Source organism: Ruminiclostridium cellobioparum DSM 1351 = ATCC 15832 (genome assembly GCF_000621505.1).
GTDB classification, from domain to species: Bacteria; Bacillota; Clostridia; order Acetivibrionales; family DSM-1351; genus Ruminiclostridium; species Ruminiclostridium cellobioparum.
In genome coordinates, this window is the sequence record NZ_KK211297.1 from 1 (window position 1) to 21,121 (window position 21,121).

Consider the following 21,121-nt stretch of genomic DNA (forward strand, 5'->3'; position numbering starts at 1 on the left):
CGAAGCTGGTAAAACAAGGAGCTCAAAGCACCGTTTTGCAAGAGCCACTTTCGCTGCTGCTAATATACATCTGGATGCTTGGATCAAACACAAATCCTTTAGTATTCTGAGTCTATTGCAATAGTACAAGAACTTTTCAAACAGCATTTAAAAATCTTTGAATTTCAAAGGTTTATTTGCTGTCCCAAAAAATCTGGGCTCAAAATTACACAACTATTAATTTCTCAAGGTACAATGCTTTTTCTACAAATAGCTCCATTTCACAAAGAAAATGGAGTGAAGTATTGGTTTTTCTCGAAATTACCAATTACTTTTCGAGAGTATTCATTTAAGTTATTTATGCCTGACAATCTGATTTGACTCGTTGTGCTAATTGAAATCATACACTCTTCATTAATTCAATCTGAATTTTTCTTTCTTTTCTTACTTCCTCTAAATTTTTAGGATACATTAAATTTATCAAGGTTATTGCATAATCTGAGGCTATTAATGCATGTCTCTTTACATGAGGAGTAGCAGCAACCTGTCCCATAACTCTTAAAACCTTTACTTTTATAGGATCTTTTTCCTCCCGGGCTAATCTGTGTATCTTAAAAGCCACATTTCTTGCCTCCTGGAACCTGGCTTTTCCCTCCTGCCATTTCCTGCTGATATCAAAACATTCATTTATCTCATCACAGGGCTGCATATTGGTTAAATCTAAAATATGCTGCGCCAACAGCAGACTATAACATGAAATAGCCTTATGACTATGGCTTTTACTGTCAAATGCGGCAATAAGCTCGTCTTTTAACTCAGGAATATCATCAATTTTTCTTATTATTCCCACATCTCCCATATAACTGTCCTTCTTTCCGCCTCTCATGCTTACACCTCTTTAAATCTCCATTTTTTTATTTATCAACCCACCTATATAATCAATCAATTCCTTTACATCACACTCAGCCTCAGCCAGGGAAGACAACAGCCATTCATCCGAATCCTCCGTTTCTCCGGATAAGAACCTGTTATTTCCCTCACTTCCGGGTTTCAGTTTTTTTAGCATTCTGCATATGCACTGTGTGCTGTAGTTTTCCTGTCTCAACACCTTAATGACTCCAAGCAGCTTTATTTCATTCTCTCCATAAACGCGATAGCCATTTTTACTTCTCGGCACATCAAGAAGCCCGTTTCTCTCCCAGTATATAATGACATTTATTGAAACCCCCAGCAGTTTTGCGGCCCCATTCCTGTTTAGTAAAGTATCCTTTTCTTCCTGTGAACCACTTTTCAAAATTTTCCGTATTATTTTCATTACCCTGAGTTCATTATTCTTTTCATTTTGTATATGTGCCAAATACTCTCTGCTCACCTCCAAAGCCTTTTTTAAATTCCCCCGGGCAGCACTTCTTATAATATTTTGGACTTCAAACTTCATATAGCATTTGATAAGTTGGCTTCTCAATGCCAGCCTTACCAGCTTAATCTGCTCCAGATGGGTTTCGTTATAAACCCTGTAGCCATTTTTACTTCTTTCAACAGGAGCCAGGTAGCCCCATTTCTCGTACAGCATAACAGTGTTTGGATGTATCCCCATTATTCCGGCAATTTCAGAAGTACTATAGGTTCTCATTGTACACCGCCTCTTTGGTTACCTTGATTTCATATCTCATTATAGCATGCGGCTATAACCCTGGTACGATAGTGGAGGGTTTTAAAAATAAAATGCCTTTACAGAGATTACATCTCCATAAAGGCACCTTTATACTGCTGTCTATAACTGATTTCTTACTATTTCAGCCGCTTTTACCAGATTTCTAAGACTTGCTTCGGTCTCAGGCATACCCCTTGTTTTCAAACCGCAATCCGGATTCACCCACAGCTTGTTCCTGTCAATCTTCTCAAGCATCTTATGCAGGGCCTGAACGATTTCCTCCGCCGCCGGTATCCTTGGGGAGTGGATGTCATATACTCCCGGTCCGACTTCGGTTTCAAAATTATTTGCTTTCAGAGCATCAATAATGGTAAGTCTGGAACGGGATGCTTCAAAAGAAATAACATCTGCATCCATATTATCGATATCTTTTACAATCTCTTCAAACTCACTGTAGCACATATGTGTATGAATCTGCGTTTCGGGCTTCACCTTACTGTGGCAGAGACGGAATGCCGGAATAGCCCAGTCCAGATATTCGCTGTACCATTCTTCTCTTCTTATGGGTAGCTTTTCCTTAAGAGCGGCTTCATCTATCTGGATAATTCTGATTCCGGCCTTTTCCAGGTCGCATACCTCCTCACGGATGGCTATACCTATCTGATATGCCATCTCCTTAAGGCTCACGTCTTCTCTTGGAAATGACCAGTTCAATATGGTGACGGGACCTGTCAGCATTCCCTTGACCGGTTTGCCGGTCAGACCCTGGGCATACCTTGAATATTTAACGGTAATAGGTCTGATACGCCTAACATCGCCAAAGATAATGGGCGGTTTTACGCATCTTGTACCATAAGACTGAACCCATGCTTTCTGTGTGAATACATAACCTGCAAGATTTTCTCCGAAGAATTCCACCATGTCATTGCGTTCAAATTCTCCATGCACAAGCACATCCAACCCTAAATCTTCCTGTTTTTTTATACAGCCCTCTATGAACGCAAATACCTGTCTGTCATATTCTACCTGATCTATATCACCTTTCCTGAAGCAACTCCTGTTCTTTTTTACCTCCTGAGTCTGGGGAAATGAGCCGATAGTGGTTGTAGGCAGCAGCGGAAGTTTAAATTCTGTCTTCTGAAGCTGTTCCCGCTCCTTTCTATCAACCTTCCTTCTGAAATCTTCTTCCGAAAGGGCTGAAACGTCTGCCTGCACTTTTTTATCCGCATAAAGCCTGTCTGCCTCAAATACTTTTCTGTTATTGCGGTATTGGTCAAGAGCATCAAAATCATCTCTTTCAGCCAGTATGGACAGTTCATGGAGTTCTCCGAGCTTTTCCTTTGCAAAGGAAAAGTGTTCCCTGACACCGCTCTCAAGTTTTGTTTCATTTTCCAGGGTATACGGAACATGGAGCAAGGAGCAGGATGTGGATACAACAACATGTTTCGCATATTTTCCGATTTCTGAAAGCAGCCCGATTGTTTTTTTATAGTCACATTTCCAGATGTTTTTTCCATTGACGACGCCGGCAAATAAAATTTTACTTTCCGGAAATCCGTTTGTTTTTACCAGCTCAAGAGTCTTCTTTCCTTCCAGAAAATCCAGGCCTATTCCATCAAAATCCAGAGCTGCAATCTCATTGTAGCAATCTCTTACATCTCCGAAATAGGTTTGAAGCAATACCTTTGTTTTCTTTTTTTCTTTTAATATTTCGGTATATAATTTTACGAATCTTGCGGTATCTTCCCTTGAAAGGTCTGTTACCAGGGCGGGTTCATCAAACTGAAGCCATTCGGCACCAAGTTTGTCAAACCTCTCAAGAATATCCCTGTATGCCTGAATCATATCCTCCATAAAATCATCAGCGTGCTTTCCACCATTATATTTCGCCAGTTTTAAAAAGGTAAAAGCCCCTATAATAACCGGTTTTGTTTCAATTCCCATGGCTTTTGCTTCTGCGTATTCATCAAAGGGCTTGTTCCCCGAAAGTTTAATATCCGTATCATCATAAAGCTCCGGTACCATATAGTGATAATTGGTATTGAACCACTTTTTCATTGCAAAAGCCTTCACATCGCCCTGTACTCCCTGAAAACCTCTTGCCATGGAAAAATAGGTTCCATGCCCGCTCAATTTCAAATTCCTGTATGCCTGAGGAACCGCATTCAATAAAACCGTCGCATCCAGCATACCATCATAAAAGGAAAAATCATTGGAGGGTATATAATCTATCCCTGCATTCTTCTGTAACTGCCAGTGTTCGCTTCTTAATTCCGTTCCTGCCTCATTCAAATTTTCTTCCGTTATCTCTCCGTTAAAATACTTCTCCGATGCAAATTTTAATTCTCTTAACTTTCCCACCCTCGGAAAACCGATTATCGCACTTTTCATTCCCTACCTCCGTTATATCATACTATTCATATCGATTCTATTTTATAATAGTATAGAGCAGTTTAACCGTATTGAATAATACAAAAAAATGCGTGTTTGATATAGCTTTAAGCTATTTCAAGCACGCACTCATATTGATTCTGATTAAATCTACCTGTAAAGCAATACAAAATTTCAATCAGCACAACAGGTTAATTCAAATATATTCGGATATATGCATTTTTAACGCTTCCATATATGCCTTTCCATACCTGCTCAGAGTCACATTCTTTTGCTTTATTGTCCCCACACGCATATATTCATTTACCTTAAGCCGTTTTGCGATGATATTCTCCCCGTTCAGTTCCCTGCTTATTACCCCGGTACTGACGGTATACCCGTTCAAGCCTATTACCAGATTGAATAATGTGGCCCTGTCTCTTACCTTGATATTTTTTTTCCGGTCAAGAGTACTGAGGATCTCCTCCGAAAAATAAAATGCGTTATAATCCCCCTGTTCAAAAGAAAGATAAGGATACTCCTCAAGCTCATCCAGGGTTATTTCATCCTTTCCTGAAAGCGGATGCTTTGAACTGATAAAAACATGGGGATTTGCCACAAAAAGTTCTTCGAATTCCAGGCTGTTCTGCTTAATAAGCTTCATGATGACTTCCTTGTTTTTGGAGGAAGTATAAAGAATTCCTATCTCACTTTTTAGTCTGCTCACATCCTCTATTATTTCATAGGTCTGGGTTTCCCTGAGTGTAAAATCATACTGGCTTCCGCCGAATTCACGGATCACGTCGACAAAAGCATTTACTGCAAAGGAATAATGTTGGGTTGAAACAGAAAATCTCGGACTTTGTTTCTTGGCATTCAGAAACCTTTCTTCCAGCAGATTTGCCTGTTCAAGGACCTGTCTTGCATACGCAAGGAATTCATCACCTGCATTTGACACTACAATCCCTTTATTTGTCCGGCTGAAGATGGTAATCTGCATTTCATTTTCCAGTTCTTTTATGGCATTGGTAAGGCTGGGCTGGGAGATAAACAATTCTTTTGCGGCATCACTGATTGAACCCTTATCCGCAACAGTCACTATATATTTCAACTGCTGTAAAGTCATTATCTATTCAGCTCCTTTTTGTTTATACGCTTGTATATAAGCAAAATTTTCGTTGTTCCTATCCACTGAATAATCATCACAAATGACTGCATCGATAAAGTCCTTGCCGCTTGACTCCACCGCAACCACTTTCATTCCAAGCTCCTTCTCCACATCACTTACTGTAACATCATCCAAAAATACCTTTTCTCCCGTCCTCAGCATATTGGACGGTATATGGAGCACATCTCCAAGGTCTTCACCGTTGTGTCTTCTCTCCTGGAGCTGTTTTATCAGATCCTGGCCGGTAATAAGCCCCGATACTGTTATTGTCTCACCGAAAAAGATGTTCCGGATGCAGCACACATTTATTGTTATTCCCGGGAATACCTCCATAATCCGAGCCGCAAAACTTTTTAGAGTGGGATAAGTCAGCTTGCCGGTGGCCATTGTCAGTGTCCTGGACACGATATTTTTAAGCTTTTTGCGCTTTATGTCTTTTTTAATCTTCTCCAATGCCTCATTAAATTCATCTATAAAAAGCCGCATCATGCCGACACCATTTTCAAGCTGGATATAGCCATCATACCGCTCTTCTTCTGGGAAATCCCTTTCTGCATTGATATACCATTCGTCACTGGCATGAATGAAATGGAGGCCGTACTTTTCATAAAATCCGCGCTGCCTGCTTTCAATCATATCGATAATGGCTCCGGCTTCCTGCCTGCTGTATAATTCAAGCGGCTGCAAACCTTCCCTGTATTTCGTAATTCCGGCCGGGACCACCGAAACACTCCGCATGAAAGGAAGATATTTTGAGAGATCCTCTATTGACCTTTCCAGCTCAACACCATCGTTAATATTTTTACATAATACAATCTGCCCGTTCATTTCAATCCGGCCTGCATACAGCTCGTCCAGATACTTTAGCTTGTCCCCGGCAAATCTGTTATGGAGCATTTTGCTCCGGAGTTCCGGATTTGTTGTCTGCACCGATATGTTAATAGGAGCAAGATGCAGGCGTATAATTCTGTCCACATCCTTTTGCTTCATGTTGGTCAGGGTTATATAGTTTCCTTGCAAAAAAGACAGCCTGGAATCGTCATCCTTGAAATACAGCGTTTCTCTCATGCCGGGCGGCATCTGGTCAATAAAGCAAAACATGCATTTATTGCTGCAGGAACGGTAATCACTCATCAGACTGTTATCAAACTCGATTCCCAGATCGTCATCGTAATCCTTCTCAATCTCCAGCAGCCATTCTTCCCCATCCTGCTTTTTTATCAATACTTCGATAAATTCGTCCTTGATCAAATACCTGTAATCAAATACATCCTCTATCTCTTCATTGTTAACTGCCAATAGGAGATCTCCTGCTTCAATTTCCATTTCTTCTGCAATAGAATCCGGATACACCTCTTTAATCAGATGACCTTGATTCTTTTTTTTGTTCAAATAGGATTTTCCTTTCTTAAATATTGTCATTCCTATTGTACTCTTTTAAGAGGTTTTATACAAGGAGGGCAGTGTCTCACACCGGTGCCGTTTGGCATAAAAAAAGCACCAAAGCTTTTCACTGGCTTCAGGTGCTGTCTGATATTTCTACTTTACAATTTTCTCTCTCATACTGCTGTTAATAAAAATTGCCACCAGCAAGATAATTCCTGTAATACTGCCCGGTATCCCCAGGCTGAAATGCCCGGATAAATCCAACCGGTCTCCCACTGTGCTTCCGCCCAACGACACAACGGCAAATATGGCCGAAAGGATTCCCATAATTCCTTCTCCCACAATCAAGCCTGATGAAAATAATACTCCCCTCTCCTTGAATTCCTCTTTCCTCCTGTCCAAAAATTTTGCCAGCAAGCCTCCTAAAAAAATACAGGAGCTCATGCTGATGGGCAGGTACATTCCAACTGCAACAGGCAGAACAGGTACATTTAACAGTTCCATGACAATGGCAAATACCACTCCGATAAATATATATGTCCAGGGCAAATTATTATTTGCCGTACTCTCAACAATCATTTTCATCATGACAGCCTGAGGCGCGGAAAGGCTTTCAGAGCCGAATCCCCACGCTTTATCCATCAACATCAGGATACAGCTGATGGACAGGGAGGATATTACAACTCCTATAACCATGCCAAGCTCCTGCACCTTCCAGGGCCCTCCCAGCAAGGAACCTGTCTTCAATACCTGTGAGGTTTCTGCGGCCAGAGATGCTGCTACACAGACCACCGCACCCATTATAACCGCTAAAAAAAACATATCCTGTTCAATCTTTCCGGTCATCAGCAATACCATTGACGATACGGCCAGAGTAATCATGGCTATTCCGGAAACCGGATTGTTGCTGCTCCCCAGCATTCCGGCCATTCTCGCCGATACTATGGAAAAAAAGAATCCAAATATTATAATTATCATTAGTCCGACAATTCCAAATATATAATAGCCAATAGCCATTGCGCCCAACATGGCAATTGCTGTTATTGGGATCAGCCTGCTTTTCATAGTGCCTGTGTCTATCTTCTTTATGCTTTTCCCAAAATTCCTTATCATGCCGGGAAATATTTTTACAAGTCCGATAATTCCTCCTGCTGCCACCGCCCCCGCACCAATATATTTAATATAGCTACTCCATATGGCCTCGGCCGTCAGTCCGGAAATTGGCAAGGTGGCGGGAAAGAATACATTATCTCCCCCAAAAGCTGTTATAATGGGGATCAATATTATCCAGCCAATAATTCCTCCCGTAAAAAAACAACTGGACACTCTATAACCTGAAATATATCCTACACCTATTAAAGCAGGCAAAATATTTATTCCGGCAGTAGCATTTTTCAGCCCGGAAAATGTGTGTTTTACGCTGTCCGGAAACACTTTTAATATTTGTGATAAAAATGTAAAGCCTCCCGACACAAGGACTCCGTGAAGGATATATTTTGTTTGACTTTGTTTGTTCACACCTGACAATATGACTTTTGAACTGGCTATGCTTTCAGGGTAGATTAATTCTTCCTTTTCCTGGACAAGCAGCAATTTCTTCATGGGTTGGATGAAAAGTATTCCCAGTATTCCGCCAAATGTGGCTGCCAGGGATATGTACAATATGCTCGGAGCCGCAAGCACCCCTTCTCTCGCCCATATGTACAAAGCCGGAACAGTAAAAATAATTCCGGCCGCAACGGCTTCCCCGGCGGCTCCGACTGTGGTTGCAAGCATTGTATTTTTTAAGGATGAGCTTTTTAATATATACTTGAAAACTCCAACTGATATAACTGCTGCCGGAATTGATGCCGAAATTGTAATTCCCGCCTTCAGTCCCACATATGCGTTGGCAGCTCCGAATAACACGGCAATACCGATTCCAACCAATATAGAAATTGCATATTCTCTTTTATTCATAAGTACTCCCCTGTTTATAAAGTCTTTACCATTTTTATATGTGGCAGGCCGGTCTTTTTTGATGGAAAAATATCGCCCTCGGTGTGGAAGCCCAGCTTCTCATAAAATTCTTTTGCTTCAATTTTCGCATCAAGGATAACTGCTTTCCGCCCCTTTTCTTTTGCCAATGACATCAAATGTTTCATTAATTCCTTTCCGATTCCCATTTTATGATAAGCTTCCTTTACAACCATTTGAGAAACAACCGAAATATTATCATTGTCAAAAGTCAATCTTCCGTAACCAAGAACCTCTTTTTTCTCAACGCATACCAGGTGCACCGCCCCTTCCTCCAAACCATCAAATACCTTATCCAATCCCACATTGAAGGGTTTGAAAAAAACCTCATATCTCAGATCTATGGCCTGGCTGTACAAAGGATCGTCTGAAGTAATCAAGATATATTCCATTTATCCTCCTCCACCTTAAAAGTCGGCTCATTAATAATACCTGATGCTTTTTATTGCACTATCTACAATTTCATATGCTTTTTCAGAAGATTCAGCCTCGGCCAGTACCACCGTGCCATAACCAACTTCGGTAGCAATTACGGTATCCCCGGGTTTGATCCATTGCTCCAAAAGCTTAATTCCCTGCATTTTTTCAACCTCTTCCATCCCCTCAACGCCCGCGACCACCCCTGCTCTGGCATAAACCACTCCAAAAGCGGTGGGTACGCGTGTGTTGACGGATACTGAAACTTCCTGCCCTGTTGCCAGCTTAATCAAGCTTTCAAACATATTGACACCCGTACTGTTTTCTACCGATTTACCCACCAAAATACCGCCTAATCTGGCATTTACCTCTATCAAACGCGGTCCGTCTTCGGTAATCCTGAACTCAACATGGGCAAGACCGAAATCATAATCCATACAATCCAAAATATTTCCGGTCATATTTATGATTTGCTCCTCCAACTCTGCCGTTATCCTGGGAGACGGTGTTACAAAATATTCTTCCAGAAAAGGTGGCTGTTTCATAGGTGCCATTTTATCATGTATGGCTGCAATATATTTCTTCTCCCTGTCGACAATACACTCTACGGAAATTTCATATCCCTCCAGGTATTCTTCGCACAGCCATAGTTCAGATAAGTTGTCCTCACTCCAAACATTCATGGGGGCAAGCTTTCTATCAGCCTTTACTTTATTGACAAAGCTCTCAAATTCTTCCGGAGACTCTACTTTGGTCACAGCACACGAGCCTGCAAATTTTAACGGTTTGATGATGACAGGATAACCAATTTCTTTTTCTATTTTCTCCTTACTGCCGTATAGGTCGTTGGTGCACATGAACTTATTTTGTTCTATCCCGTGTTTCTCCAGCAAAACTCTTGTTAAATATTTATTTCTTGCAATCCTGGCCGCTTTCACACTTAACCCCGGCAGGCCCAATATTTGAGCCAGAAGTGCCGTCTGTTCCACTGCAAATTCCGTAAAAGTCAAAATTCCTATTACATTATGTTTTGTGGAAAAATCCACCACTTCCGTTATCAGCAGGTCAATGTTCTCGGTATCCACCGAAATGCTGTAATCCGCCAGACCGTACTCATTTTTAAAATTTTTTTCTGCGATAGCGACCTTATATCCCATATCTTTTGCCAACTGCAGCGGAATGGTTTTTACACTTTTTCCGCCGCCGCTCTGGACAAAAATCACCACTTTTTCTTCCATATTCATTACACCTCCTATCGCTCTTCAACCATGTCCATATTGATCCCCATACAAATGTACCCTCTTTTTTGAGCCTCACTATTGAAACCATCAAATCCAAACGAGTTGCAAATGCTTACCGTGCTTCCCCGCTGTTCCGCCATCCGTTTAATGGCATTAAATTTCTCAAGCATGTATTCCTTCGGAGGACTGTATCTTATGACATGAGTACCGTTTGCAGTTCTGTAATCTTCATTGTGGCTGTTATCTCTTATATATATTTCTTTGAATTCATCAATATGCTCCGGTATCTGTTTTGCGATTCTCTCCAGACAGCCATGTGTGACCCTCGCAAAGTCAATTGCAAAATGATCTACACCCGCCTCAATAAACCTATCCATGATGCCTCCCACAAACGACAAATCCCTAAAGGGAAACAGGGGTTCAAGTATAGCCGCCGTTTGAATACCGGCAGCAACACAGGCTTTTGCAAAGGTAATCCTCTCCTCCAGGGCTGCCGCACATGGTTCCACAGCCTGTCTGATTTCCTCTGCAGGCATTCCATAAGTAATAATCACCTGACACTTTTCTCTGGTCTCCACCAACAGCTTAAATAAATCATCTGTGGGGACTCCCTTGGTTACCAGGATGTAGTGGCATTGCTCATCTTTTAACACCTCAAGGATGCCTCGGGTCACACCTGTCTCCATCAGCGGTTTTTGAAAGCAGTCAGACTTTGGACAGTAATAGTACAGAGGATTTTTATTAACCGCCTTATGCTTTTTAATTTCATTTCTTAAAAATTCAGGGTATTGGGTATCAACTTTGACAGGTAAAAATTTTTCGGTGTCTTCCTGGCCCAATGCATTGCAATATGTACACTGGAATTCACACCCCATGACCGGAACAATTTCATAGATCAAAGGGCAGGTGGGTGTGTTGCTGTGTATCTTTATCCTCAGCATTTCTCCGGGACATAATTGGGTATTGTTATGCATATTTTATCCTCCTGTAATTAAAAATTATTAATAATAAAGTCCATAATTTCCCTGGCCTGGACCGTATCGTCAAAACTATATTTGATTCCTCCCAGATCTCCTTTGAATTCATACAGCTCTTTCTTCAGTTTTACAGTGTCTTTCCGATTATTAAACAAATCGCTCATGATTCTGGCCAGAATCTTCATATCGCCTTCCCGGGCTCCCAATCTCGTAATGCTGTTTACGCCGATTCTCAGCCCCCAGCGGTTACCCGGCAGAAAAATAACATTTGAAGATACCCCTAACTTTTCCAACTTTTGAAAGTTTGCAATTGCATCTCTTTGGGTATCAAAATCGATCCAGAACTGATTGGACTCGGTATAACCATATTCTTTGGCCGCAATTTCAACTCCGTTAGACTGCAGATTGTCGGCCAATGCTTTAGCATTGTTATAAATGCTCCTCGCATACTCCCTGCCAAACTCCTTGAATTCCGCCATGGCAATATACAGAGCAAATATGTGATGCATGTGCGTATTGGAAACCAGCACATCCTTAACCATATGGTGAACTCTGTCGGACAGTTCGCCCTTTTCTTTAAATAAGATTATGGACTTCTGCGGTCCCCACATGGATTTATGGGCTGTTGAATGAATGATATCGGCCCCCTCCGCAAAAGGCTCCTGGAACATGCCTCCCGCTATCAAAGCCACCATATGTGAAGCATCGTACATTATGGTTACATCATCCCCGACTATTTCTGATATTTCCTTTAAGGGATAGGGGAATAAAACATAACTGGAATCCAGAAATATTGTTTTAGCCGGATTTCGCTTCCATTTCTCTTCAAAATCCTTTAAATCAAAATGGTAGTCTTTTCCCAGCAGCATTTCCACAATATTCAGATTCAGCCGTTCTGCTATGGGTTTTACCGACAAATGGCCTCCATGCAGATCATACATTTTATACATGGTATCTCCATTTTCAAACAAGGAAAACAACAATACCGTTAAACCGCTCAATCCGGATAATAGCCTCACATCACATTCCTCAGCCTTGAATACCTCCTGTACAATGGCTCTGGTCATTGCATTTACCCTATCCAGGGTTTGAATATTTCCGAAAGCCAGATTTCCAATCTTGTCTGCTTCCTCGGGCAGCCTGGAACAATACTGATCGCTCAGGCCCATTAGATATGATGACCGCAGCAGTCTGGATGAAGTATTTTCCGATGATATCAATGCCAGCCTGTCATCTTTATAATGTTTATAATCCTCCACAAATTTTATTATCTCAAGTAATTCTGAACCCATATTAATTTTCTCCCTCTCTGCAGCAGTATTTATCAATGATGTCAATTAATATTTCACAACACTTTTTGTACTCTCTTACAGGAACTTTCTCGTTGTTTCCATGAAAGGACTCCAGCTCTGCCTGGCTTATCACGATTGGGTATATGCCGTAACTGTCCACTTTCTTCTCCCTAAAATATTTTGCATCCGTTCCAACCGGCGTAATATACGGCAGAACCTTCGCATTTTTATAATAGCTGCATATACTCTTTTGGACAGCTTTGAATAAAGCCGACTGTGAATCGGAAATATCAGATTGCTCCATCTCTTTTATTACATTAAATTCTATCCGTTCATCATCAACCAGCTTTTCAAGACGGCGGATAACCTCGTGATAGTCAGTCTTCGGCAAAATCCGGCAGTCTATCAATGCTTCAGCTTCTTCTGGAATTACATTAACTTTTATACCCGAATTGATTACCGATATGGTCTCGGTATTTCTGATAATCGCATTAAAGAACTTAATTTTATGTAAATAATTACCTATACAGCTTCTAATAAACTTAATTTTATATAACTTTGCGATCAGATAATAAGCTCCGCCCCTTAGCTTCGATACTTTTATAATGGTATCCCACAGTATTTTATCGCCGGCAGGACATTCAGGATGTGTAATGATCTTGTGCAATGCCTTGATCAATATGTCATTGGGGTTGTCCAGACTTGGCTGCGATGCATGACCGGCCTTGCCATGTGCCTTTATTTGAAGCCATATTCCTTTCTTCTGTCCGCATGCCACGAAAAACACAGGGAATTTTTCATTTATGTCCCTGGTTCCAAAGCCCCCTTCATCCAAAACACCCACAGGGTTCAAATCCTCCCAATAATTATCAACTATATATTTTGCGCCTTCTTTCCCCCCGATTTCTTCATCCGGCACGGCTAAGAATACTACTGTTTTTTTGGGCACAACCGACTGACGCTTATAGAAAATCATCGCCATTAGTTGTGCAACTCCCAGGCCCTTCATATCAAGAGCTCCACGTCCTTCGATACAGCCATTTCTTTCTTCGCCGGAAAATGCATCAAACTCCCATTTATCCTGATCGGCCGGAACGACATCCATATGGTTTAGCAATAGAAGGGAATCCTTTTTTTCTCCCCTTATAAAACCGGCTATTGCCTTTTTGCCGGATGAACAGCTGTAAATTTTATATTCAATATTTTCTTTCTGTAAAATGCTTTCCAAAAACGCCACAGCTTCATCCACATTTCCGGGTGGATTAACAGTATTGATTTGTATGTACTTCTTTAAAGCATCTTTCGCTTCAGTAAATAATTCTTCAAATAATTCTTCCACGGTACTCTTGCATATTTCCATTTCACACTTCTCTTTCTTCATACTTAATTTGTTCCAACTCTCTTTGAATCTCATACCCGTCACGGAATGTGGTAATTCTTTTTTCTCCGTTCTGATAATAATAGCTATAGAAAGCGTCTATCAAACAAACAAAGCTGTTGATTCTGAAATCACTCTGATAATTTTTTATCAAAAACTCTGCCGGAATAACCATTTCTTCTCTTTGGCCTGTTATAGAATAGAATTCAATTGAATCCTGACCGGTGATTCTAAGTTCTCCCTTATCGGTGAATATTCTTATATGGTCAATTTTTATAAACTTTGATGCTGAAATGTTTATTGCAGCCGGTATACCGGTGGCTGTAACTGCAAGTGCATATACCGAATCGTCAGAGGTGTGCTTTTTGTATTTGCCAGCCTTTACATCATACCTATTCCTGACTTCGGTAAAACCAAATCCTTGAATCCGCTGCAGCGGGCCATTTCCGATAAAGTGCAGAAAATCCAGCTGGTGGGATAGATGCGCCCCTGTCATTCCTCCTCCCGCTTCCCTGTCAGCGAACCAATCATATAATCTTTCAGAGTCGGGAGTATTCCAATATGTCATGTGTTTTAGGATTTCTATGCTTCTTGTTTCACCGTATTCCCCGGTTTCAATTATTTTTTTCAAGTATTGCTTTGAGGGATCAAATCTATGTTCATGTACCAGTGCTGCTTTGCTGTTATTTTCTTTTGCCAGATCCAGCAGTTCTTTACTTTCCCCTGCACACATTGCCATGGGTTTTTCCAGTATTACTGCTTTACCGGCCCGGATTGCCTTTGCAGCAAACTCGAAATGCTCCCTTGGAATGGCCGCAATGCTGACCAGGTCAATTTCACCGTCCCCGGCTATCTCGTCAATAGAGCCATAGGGATATATTCCATATTGCGCTGCCACAGCCTGACCTTTGCCTGGCGTGTGGGCACATATCCCTCTCACATCATATTTGTCATTCAATAGATATCCCGGCAAATGGACTTTAGCTCCAAAACCGGTTCCTACAACAGCCACTCTGATTTTATGCATTCTTTTCCAGATCCTTCTCTCTTAACGGTAATGTTATTACGATTTTCCCGGACTTTGTCACAGGTATTTTCTCAACATATTCATAAGATATTTTCAACTGGGTTTCGGCAAATTCTTTCGGAAAAATTCTTTTAATTTTCTTTTCCAATAAACGCCTTACAGTCTCACGGTCTTCCACCTTTTTCTCGATTTCCAGTATCACATTGATTTCGGTTCCATTGACTTGAATTACTTGATAATGTGCAATTCCCGGTATATGTATGCTCCAAAAAGGATATTCTGAAATTCTGAACTTCCCGTCCTTTTTATCCTCAAAAGTAAAATATGAAGTATTTCTGCCTCTTATATAACATATCCGGTCCAGACTGCTGTTCTTATTATTGGGCACATAATAAGCCATATCCCCGATATCATAACGAATAATGGGCATAACCCTGTTATAGAGATTTGTAATTACTATATGCCCCAACTGATAATATCCGGTAATAGGCCTGTTATCTTCATCAAGCAATTCCAATATTATTTCCTCATCCATAACGGTCAATGTTTCGGGTTCTTCTTCAAAAGCAACCGGTCCTGTTTCACAGGTAGAATAACTGTTGACCGGGAATATGCCAAATCCGGCTTTTATTTTATTCTTGTCGCGTTCGGTCAGCATCTCCCCCACAAAAATCAATTTTTCCGGTTGTATATCAACAGCTTTATTTAATATGTGCTCTGCTATTTCCCCTAATACATGCGGTTTTGCCATAATAAACTCCGGCTTGAAACCTTCAACCTCTTTGACCATCCTATCGATGGGAGTAAAGATTGAAATAAGCCTTAGCCTCACCAGGTTCCTCATTGCATAAACCCACGAATTTCCGCCTATATAGTCATCCATAATTCCAATATATAAAAATCTCTTTTTTCCTGCTATCAGTTCAAAGGGATTCCTCCCCTGCAATAAACCCGTGTTCTTAACCAGCAGCATTGCAGTAGCCGTTGCAAACTCTCTTGGCCCCCAGACCACATTAACAGAACTCCCTGATGATCCCGACGTATGAAAAATCAAAAACTTATTTTTGTAATTCCTGGACAGGGAAAACCCCGTACTTAAATAATCTTCTATATCACTTATCCCCAAATCCACGGTCAAAACATCCTCGAGGCTATAAACCAATATATTTTTGTCAACTACCGGCAGTTCCTCCAAAGGGATCTTTTTTAAATCCAATCCTTCAAGTTCCCTACGATAAAAAGCAGAGTTATCCCTGGCATAGCACAGTATCCTGTACAATTTCTTCTTCTTGAGAATTTCCTTTTTATATTCATCCCTGTACGAAGGTAAGTAGTATGAAAAATATTTTATTAAGAAGAAAAATAAAAATTTTAATCTGAATATCATATTATTTGTCTACCCCTTCCTAATCAGATAAAATACGCTGCCGATTTTGGAAAAACCCGCAGTGGTATATAACTTATTTGCATAAGTATTATCCTTTCTCGTGTTAAGAACAACTGTCAGCTGCTCAAGAGCCGCCCATTTCAAAAAATTCTCCATGCAATTGGCAGCAATCCCCTTTTGCCGTTGGGAAGCATCGGTATATATTTTTCCAATCTCCATATATTGCTTGTATTGATATTTAATTTCAATTTTACATTTTACCGGCTCACCATTAATAAACACCTGGTTTCTTTTGACTTTTTCCCTGTACTCAATATGTAAGTCTTTTTTCCTTTCTTCTTTTCTCCAGCCGATTTCCTCATCGATATAGTTTTTCTCCAGCCTTACCAGATCGTCAATGTCATTATCCCCGGCAAATCGTCCTGTATTGGATAGAAATTCATAATTATTTGTATCTTTCAGCTTATTGATCAAAAAATTTTCTTCAACTGCCTCATATTTCTCCTTGAATACCTTTATATCCACTTCCTGGTCAGTATATAAAATAATTCTTACTTCCTTGAATTCATTGTTGATCCTTTCCAGGATTCTACAAATATTATCAATATTGTGCAAAAATAAAATCAGTTCATCATATGGGCACAGCACTGCAACACCTTCATTATCAAAGATAATAGCTCGTATGTAATCGCCGGACAGCTGCCTGCCTAACACCGGCAGGGAATACGGCAAGTACTTTTCCAGGTATTCAGTATCCTTCAGTATCTTATACATAATTTTTATCTGCCTTATCCTGTTTTCCTTTTATGACCTGAGAAGTCTGTAAAAGCCATAGGGCTTTCTGTATTTTTTTGCCAATTTATGTTTTTACATATTATACCAGAACTGCTTTATAACGTAAAGTAAAATGTTAAAAAAAACACAATTTTGTCGTTCAAAATCTAAAAAACCTTTGCTCTCCAGAGGGAGATCAAAGGTTTTTTTATAGAACAGCCTGTTTTCAGTTTTGCCGGAATTTCCACATTACTGCATTAATTAAACAATGGAGCCTCCGCCGTCTACCACAATAAATTGACCTTGCACATAGCTGGAAGCATCACTTGACAAATACAATACGGTGCCATTCAGTTCACCCTTGTTTCCGGGGCGGCCTGCCGGATTCAAGGCATTATATTTATTCAGGAAATCTTCTGATTTAAATAGAGTACTGCTGGTCATTTCACTTTCAAACAACGCAGGTCCAATGGCATTAACCGTGATTCCATACCGCGCATAGGAAGCCGCCATTCCCTTTGTCAGACCCAGAACTGCTGATTTTGAAGAGTTATACGAATGTCTGATAAATACATCAACCTTATCTGCGACAATGGCATTTACAGAAGCAATATTTACGATTTTCCCGTATCCCCTTTCCTTCATTTGCGGTACAACATATTTACTTACCAGAAATATACCTTTTACATTTGTGTCAAAGGATCTGTCCCATTCTTCAACGGACATGGAATCAACGCCTCCGCGTACTGCAATTCCTGCATTATTCAAAAGGATATCAATATGTCCGAACTCTCCGAGAACTGTCTCTATGGCAGATTTAACACTCTCTTCTTTTGTCACATCACATCTGACTGCAAGAACTTTTCTTCCTGTCGCTTTTTCGATCTCTGCCTTTACAGCATTTAATTTTTCAACCCTTCTTGCCAGGATAGCCACATCCGCTCCGGCATTTGCATATGCAAGGGCTGCATCAGCTCCCAATCCTGAACTTCCGCCTGTCACAACAGCTACTTTTCCTGTTAAATTAAACATATTTGCCATATTCATCTTCCTCTCTCTTCCTTAATAAATTTATAATCTTCGTTATAACAATTGCATTAAATGCGTCCGGTTTCCATAAACGCTGTCCTGTCATATCTTCCGGTTAATAAATAAGGGATAACTTCATCTGCCTCTAATTTTTCTGCCAGATTTAATTTATGAACCAACAAACTGTTCCTGGAATATGCACCACCGATTATGGTATGTATGGGCAGTTCGGCCCAGGGATCATCGATGCTGGATTTAAGTTTCATGGAGACAGCAGCCGGTTCCCAGGAGGTATAATTATATTCGCATTGGTTCATAAGCAATGCGCCGTTTACAAAATGTGACTCTCCGTTTTCATCGGGTATTCTGTCAAAATGAAAATAAAAGCCGCCGCCAAAGGACTTTTTACCCGCACCCGGAAATTGATAAAGGGCCCCGGTCAAAGGGCTGTTGTATTCACCTAATTTCATGGAAACATCCACAAGCTGCGTTCCTCTCCTGGTTACCGAGGCTGTGACACTGTCCCCATTTTTTCTGATAACAAATTCCGCCCCCATTTTCTTGGGTATACTTCCATTATCCCTGCCGCATTGTACGGCCATTTCAGCGCCGGGTCCCCCTAAAACCAATCCCATCGTATAAAGTCCCAATGTTTTTCCATAGGTTGCATATACACCCAGTATGGCTTCATAATAATCGTCTGCAAAGGTAGGGTTATTGACGTGACAAACAGATATTGTCACAACCGGTAAGGAAAATGGCTTCAAAGGCGGAGGCAGAATTTCGGCAATTGCCCGCGGATCTGTTAAATAGGCAACATACACTCCCTCCTGATTGTCCATTAAGGATATCTTTCCAAAATTCGAAACATCTGTTTTGGAAACCTTGAAGCTGATGTTCTTCGGTTTGTCCCGGAAAAGGTCTCTGCCTGCCTGGAATCCCGAATGTACAGCTTCAGCTATCATTCCGTCCTTTTGCGCACTTCCGGTGACCTTGACCGGTATATTTGCAGCCTCCAATTCACTCAGTAAAGATTGATCGGGTTTAAATCCGAGAGATAATACTATGGCATCGGTTTTTACTTCCTTCTGCTGTTTAGTTTCCATATCCTCAATCAAGACTGCTTCTTCATTTATTTCTTTTAAAGACTGGCCAAGCAGATAATTCACTCCATATTTCCCCAACCGCCCGCATACGTCTGCAACATTGGTATGGTTCGCATTTGGGGCCGGTCTTGTCAGCATATCTACGATTATTACCTTATTATCGTTTGCAGCTAAAAATTCGGCTGTCTCAAGCCCGGTTAAACCGGCACCAATTACGGTAACCCTCTTCCCCTTCAAATCCGCTTTTCCCGATAACACTTCCTCCACCGTATATACGTTATTTCCATCTATTCCTTTAATCTGCTTCGGAATGACGGGGACTGAGCCTGCTGCCAAAATAACGGCATCCGGCCGGCAGGATAAAATGGTATCCTTTGTGGCTTCGGTATTTAAAACTACCTTCACTCCAAGCCGTTCAAATTCATCCTTGTAAAAGTCTGTAACCCACTGCATGCGCTCCTTTAACGGAGGTTTTTTTGCAATATTCAGAGTTCCTCCGAGTTCTTTTTGACGGTCCAGCAGGGTTACTTTCATGCCGCGGTCTGCAAGGGTCAATGCAGCACTCATCCCTGCCGGTCCGCCGCCAATTACCACTACATTATGGGATTTTGTATCGTAAGCCGGATTTCCATATTGTTTCTCCCTGGCAAAAACCGGATTCAGAGAACAGATTGGCGGAACCCCGGCGGCACTGTTTGCATTTAAGCTTTCAAAACAGCGCAGACAGGATATGCATTTCCGGATTTCTTTTTCACGTCCTTCTCTGGCCTTGTTTACCCATTCCGGATCTGCAATGAAACTTCTTCCCATGGATACGAAATCCAAAATACCGTCATTTATCATTTCATCTGCAATCTTCGGTTCCCGGATTACGGATACACCAATTACCGGAATATTGACATTATTTTTGATTGCCCGTATCATGTCTTTTCTCCAGCCCTGAGGGAAGGAAATGGGTTCTACGCATGTCATACCTGTCTCATATAAGCCACAGCTTACGTCAATAAAATCAATGCCTTTTTTCTCCAAGGCTTTTGCTATTAAAACACCATCTGTAATATGAATATAGTCTTCCGTAACACCTGTTTTATCCAGAAATTCTTCGACGCTTAACCGAACGCCCACAGGAAAATCCGGTCCACAGGCTTTTTTTATGCCATCAATTATTTCAGTAATCATCCGAAGCCTGTTTTGGAAATTTCCGCCGTATTCATCATTACGCTTGTTGGTATACGGAGATAAAAACTCTTGCAGGAGGTATCCGTGAGCGGCATGTAATTCTACTCCGTCACAGCCTGCTTTCTGAACCCTGACTGCCCCTGCAACAAATTGTTCTATCAGCTGTTTTACTTCCTCAGTCTGTAATTCTCTGGTTTCCTGTTTTAACAATTTACATGGAATTGCCGACGGTCCAACTACAGGCTGGCCTCCCAACAGCGCAGAGACTGTCTCACGGCCAGGATGGTGCAGCTGAATAAATATTCCCGTTCCATGCTTGTGAATTGCTGCTGCAAGCTCAGATAACGGCTTTATATGTTTATCCTTTGTCACCGATAACTGCCTTAAAAGCCCTGCTCCATTTACATCATTTATGCGGGTGATTTCCGGAATAATAAGTCCTGCCCCGCCAACAGCCCTGGCTTCATAATATGCGATCATATCTTCCGAAGGGGTTCCATCCAGATTGGCAAGTCCACAACCCATTGGTGACATAACCAAACGGTTTTTAATTCTCAGTTTCCCAATTTCTCCAGTCTTAAATATCTGGCTATACATTTTATACCTCCTGACACAATACTGAATTTAGACACTATCACATCTTAAAAATACAGAATTGCCGTTATTTTTTCAATGTCTACCATAAATGATAAATTTTTGACTTTTTGTTTAGGATGCACTATATTAAATATATATGTTAAT

Annotated in this window: 16 protein-coding genes; all 16 read right to left on the reverse strand. The window is 41.0% G+C overall.

The annotated features are described in order from the left end of the window. Positions 1-379: 379 nt before the first annotated feature. The 16 genes from T344_RS0126635 to T344_RS0126710 all read right to left on the reverse strand — a co-directional run bounded on the left by T344_RS0126635 (position 380) and on the right by T344_RS0126710 (position 20,977). On the reverse strand, positions 380-865 hold the full coding sequence (locus T344_RS0126635) for a putative immunity protein (protein WP_207641884.1): 486 nt from the start codon (positions 863-865) through the stop codon (positions 380-382). 12 nt (positions 866-877) lie between these two features. Continuing rightward, the gene (locus T344_RS0126640) at positions 878-1,612 is read right to left on the reverse strand and encodes a MerR family transcriptional regulator (protein WP_027631234.1); all 735 of its coding nucleotides are present in this window, start codon (positions 1,610-1,612) and stop codon (positions 878-880) included. Positions 1,613-1,753: 141 nt separating this feature from the next. After that, positions 1,754-4,024, reverse strand: coding sequence for a 5-methyltetrahydropteroyltriglutamate--homocysteine S-methyltransferase (metE, locus tag T344_RS0126645; RefSeq protein WP_027631235.1), 2,271 nt, complete (start codon positions 4,022-4,024; stop codon positions 1,754-1,756). Positions 4,025-4,220: 196 nt separating this feature from the next. Next, on the reverse strand, positions 4,221-5,129 hold the full coding sequence (locus tag T344_RS0126650; RefSeq protein WP_027631236.1) for a LysR family transcriptional regulator: 909 nt from the start codon (positions 5,127-5,129) through the stop codon (positions 4,221-4,223). Positions 5,130-5,132: 3 nt separating this feature from the next. Next, a complete protein-coding gene (locus tag T344_RS0126655; protein ID WP_027631237.1) occupies positions 5,133-6,563 on the reverse strand; it encodes a DUF512 domain-containing protein in 1,431 nt (476 codons plus the stop codon). Between the two features lie 147 nt (positions 6,564-6,710). Then, positions 6,711-8,516: an OPT family oligopeptide transporter gene (locus T344_RS0126660; protein ID WP_051572323.1), complete on the reverse strand. Its 1,806-nt coding sequence runs from the start codon at positions 8,514-8,516 to the stop codon at positions 6,711-6,713. A gap of 14 nt (positions 8,517-8,530) precedes the next feature. Then, positions 8,531-8,965: a GNAT family N-acetyltransferase gene (locus T344_RS0126665; RefSeq protein WP_027631239.1), complete on the reverse strand. Its 435-nt coding sequence runs from the start codon at positions 8,963-8,965 to the stop codon at positions 8,531-8,533. A gap of 30 nt (positions 8,966-8,995) precedes the next feature. After that, complete coding sequence (locus T344_RS0126670; protein WP_162178058.1) at positions 8,996-10,228, reverse strand: ATP-grasp domain-containing protein; 1,233 nt, start codon at positions 10,226-10,228, stop codon at positions 8,996-8,998. Positions 10,229-10,242: 14 nt separating this feature from the next. Then, the gene (locus tag T344_RS0126675; RefSeq protein ID WP_027631241.1) at positions 10,243-11,205 is read right to left on the reverse strand and encodes a radical SAM family protein; all 963 of its coding nucleotides are present in this window, start codon (positions 11,203-11,205) and stop codon (positions 10,243-10,245) included. 17 nt (positions 11,206-11,222) lie between these two features. Then, positions 11,223-12,500 carry a PLP-dependent aminotransferase family protein gene (locus T344_RS0126680; protein ID WP_027631242.1) on the reverse strand — a complete coding sequence of 426 codons (1,278 nt, stop codon included), beginning with the start codon at positions 12,498-12,500 and terminating at the stop codon, positions 11,223-11,225. Between the two features lies 1 nt (position 12,501). Then, a complete protein-coding gene (locus T344_RS0126685; RefSeq protein ID WP_162178059.1) occupies positions 12,502-13,881 on the reverse strand; it encodes a M20/M25/M40 family metallo-hydrolase in 1,380 nt (459 codons plus the stop codon). Next, positions 13,862-14,905: a Gfo/Idh/MocA family protein gene (locus T344_RS0126690; protein ID WP_027631244.1), complete on the reverse strand. Its 1,044-nt coding sequence runs from the start codon at positions 14,903-14,905 to the stop codon at positions 13,862-13,864. The genes T344_RS0126685 and T344_RS0126690 overlap by 20 nt, the downstream gene beginning before the upstream one ends. Beyond that, the gene (locus T344_RS0126695) at positions 14,898-16,292 is read right to left on the reverse strand and encodes a phenylacetate--CoA ligase family protein (protein ID WP_027631245.1); all 1,395 of its coding nucleotides are present in this window, start codon (positions 16,290-16,292) and stop codon (positions 14,898-14,900) included. Before T344_RS0126695 ends, T344_RS0126690 begins: the two co-directional genes overlap by 8 nt. Positions 16,293-16,301: 9 nt before the next feature. Beyond that, complete coding sequence (locus T344_RS0126700) at positions 16,302-17,066, reverse strand: GNAT family N-acetyltransferase (RefSeq protein WP_027631246.1); 765 nt, start codon at positions 17,064-17,066, stop codon at positions 16,302-16,304. A 261-nt stretch (positions 17,067-17,327) separates the two neighbouring features. Next, a complete protein-coding gene (locus tag T344_RS0126705; RefSeq protein WP_027631247.1) occupies positions 17,328-18,107 on the reverse strand; it encodes an SDR family NAD(P)-dependent oxidoreductase in 780 nt (259 codons plus the stop codon). 56 nt (positions 18,108-18,163) lie between these two features. After that, positions 18,164-20,977 (reverse strand): FAD-dependent oxidoreductase, encoded by a 2,814-nt coding sequence (locus T344_RS0126710; protein WP_027631248.1) that lies wholly within the window; start codon positions 20,975-20,977, stop codon positions 18,164-18,166. Positions 20,978-21,121: the final 144 nt, after the last annotated feature.

Excerpts from the sequence above, each read along its gene's own strand:
- T344_RS0126635 (WP_207641884.1), bottom strand. The coding sequence starts at position 865 with ATGAGAGGCGGAAAGAAGGACAGTTATATGGGAGATGTGGGAATAATA.
- T344_RS0126640 (WP_027631234.1), bottom strand. The coding sequence starts at position 1,612 with ATGAGAACCTATAGTACTTCTGAAATTGCCGGAATAATGGGGATACAT.
- metE (WP_027631235.1), bottom strand. The coding sequence starts at position 4,024 with ATGAAAAGTGCGATAATCGGTTTTCCGAGGGTGGGAAAGTTAAGAGAA.
- T344_RS0126650 (WP_027631236.1), bottom strand. The coding sequence starts at position 5,129 with ATGACTTTACAGCAGTTGAAATATATAGTGACTGTTGCGGATAAGGGT.
- T344_RS0126660 (WP_051572323.1), bottom strand. The coding sequence starts at position 8,516 with ATGAATAAAAGAGAATATGCAATTTCTATATTGGTTGGAATCGGTATT.
- T344_RS0126665 (WP_027631239.1), bottom strand. The coding sequence starts at position 8,965 with ATGGAATATATCTTGATTACTTCAGACGATCCTTTGTACAGCCAGGCC.
- T344_RS0126670 (WP_162178058.1), bottom strand. The coding sequence starts at position 10,228 with ATGGAAGAAAAAGTGGTGATTTTTGTCCAGAGCGGCGGCGGAAAAAGT.
- T344_RS0126675 (WP_027631241.1), bottom strand. The coding sequence starts at position 11,205 with ATGCATAACAATACCCAATTATGTCCCGGAGAAATGCTGAGGATAAAG.
- T344_RS0126680 (WP_027631242.1), bottom strand. The coding sequence starts at position 12,500 with ATGGGTTCAGAATTACTTGAGATAATAAAATTTGTGGAGGATTATAAA.
- T344_RS0126685 (WP_162178059.1), bottom strand. The coding sequence starts at position 13,881 with ATGAAGAAAGAGAAGTGTGAAATGGAAATATGCAAGAGTACCGTGGAA.
- T344_RS0126690 (WP_027631244.1), bottom strand. The coding sequence starts at position 14,905 with ATGCATAAAATCAGAGTGGCTGTTGTAGGAACCGGTTTTGGAGCTAAA.
- T344_RS0126695 (WP_027631245.1), bottom strand. The coding sequence starts at position 16,292 with ATGATATTCAGATTAAAATTTTTATTTTTCTTCTTAATAAAATATTTT.
- T344_RS0126700 (WP_027631246.1), bottom strand. The coding sequence starts at position 17,066 with ATGTATAAGATACTGAAGGATACTGAATACCTGGAAAAGTACTTGCCG.
- T344_RS0126705 (WP_027631247.1), bottom strand. The coding sequence starts at position 18,107 with ATGGCAAATATGTTTAATTTAACAGGAAAAGTAGCTGTTGTGACAGGC.
- T344_RS0126710 (WP_027631248.1), bottom strand. The coding sequence starts at position 20,977 with ATGTATAGCCAGATATTTAAGACTGGAGAAATTGGGAAACTGAGAATT.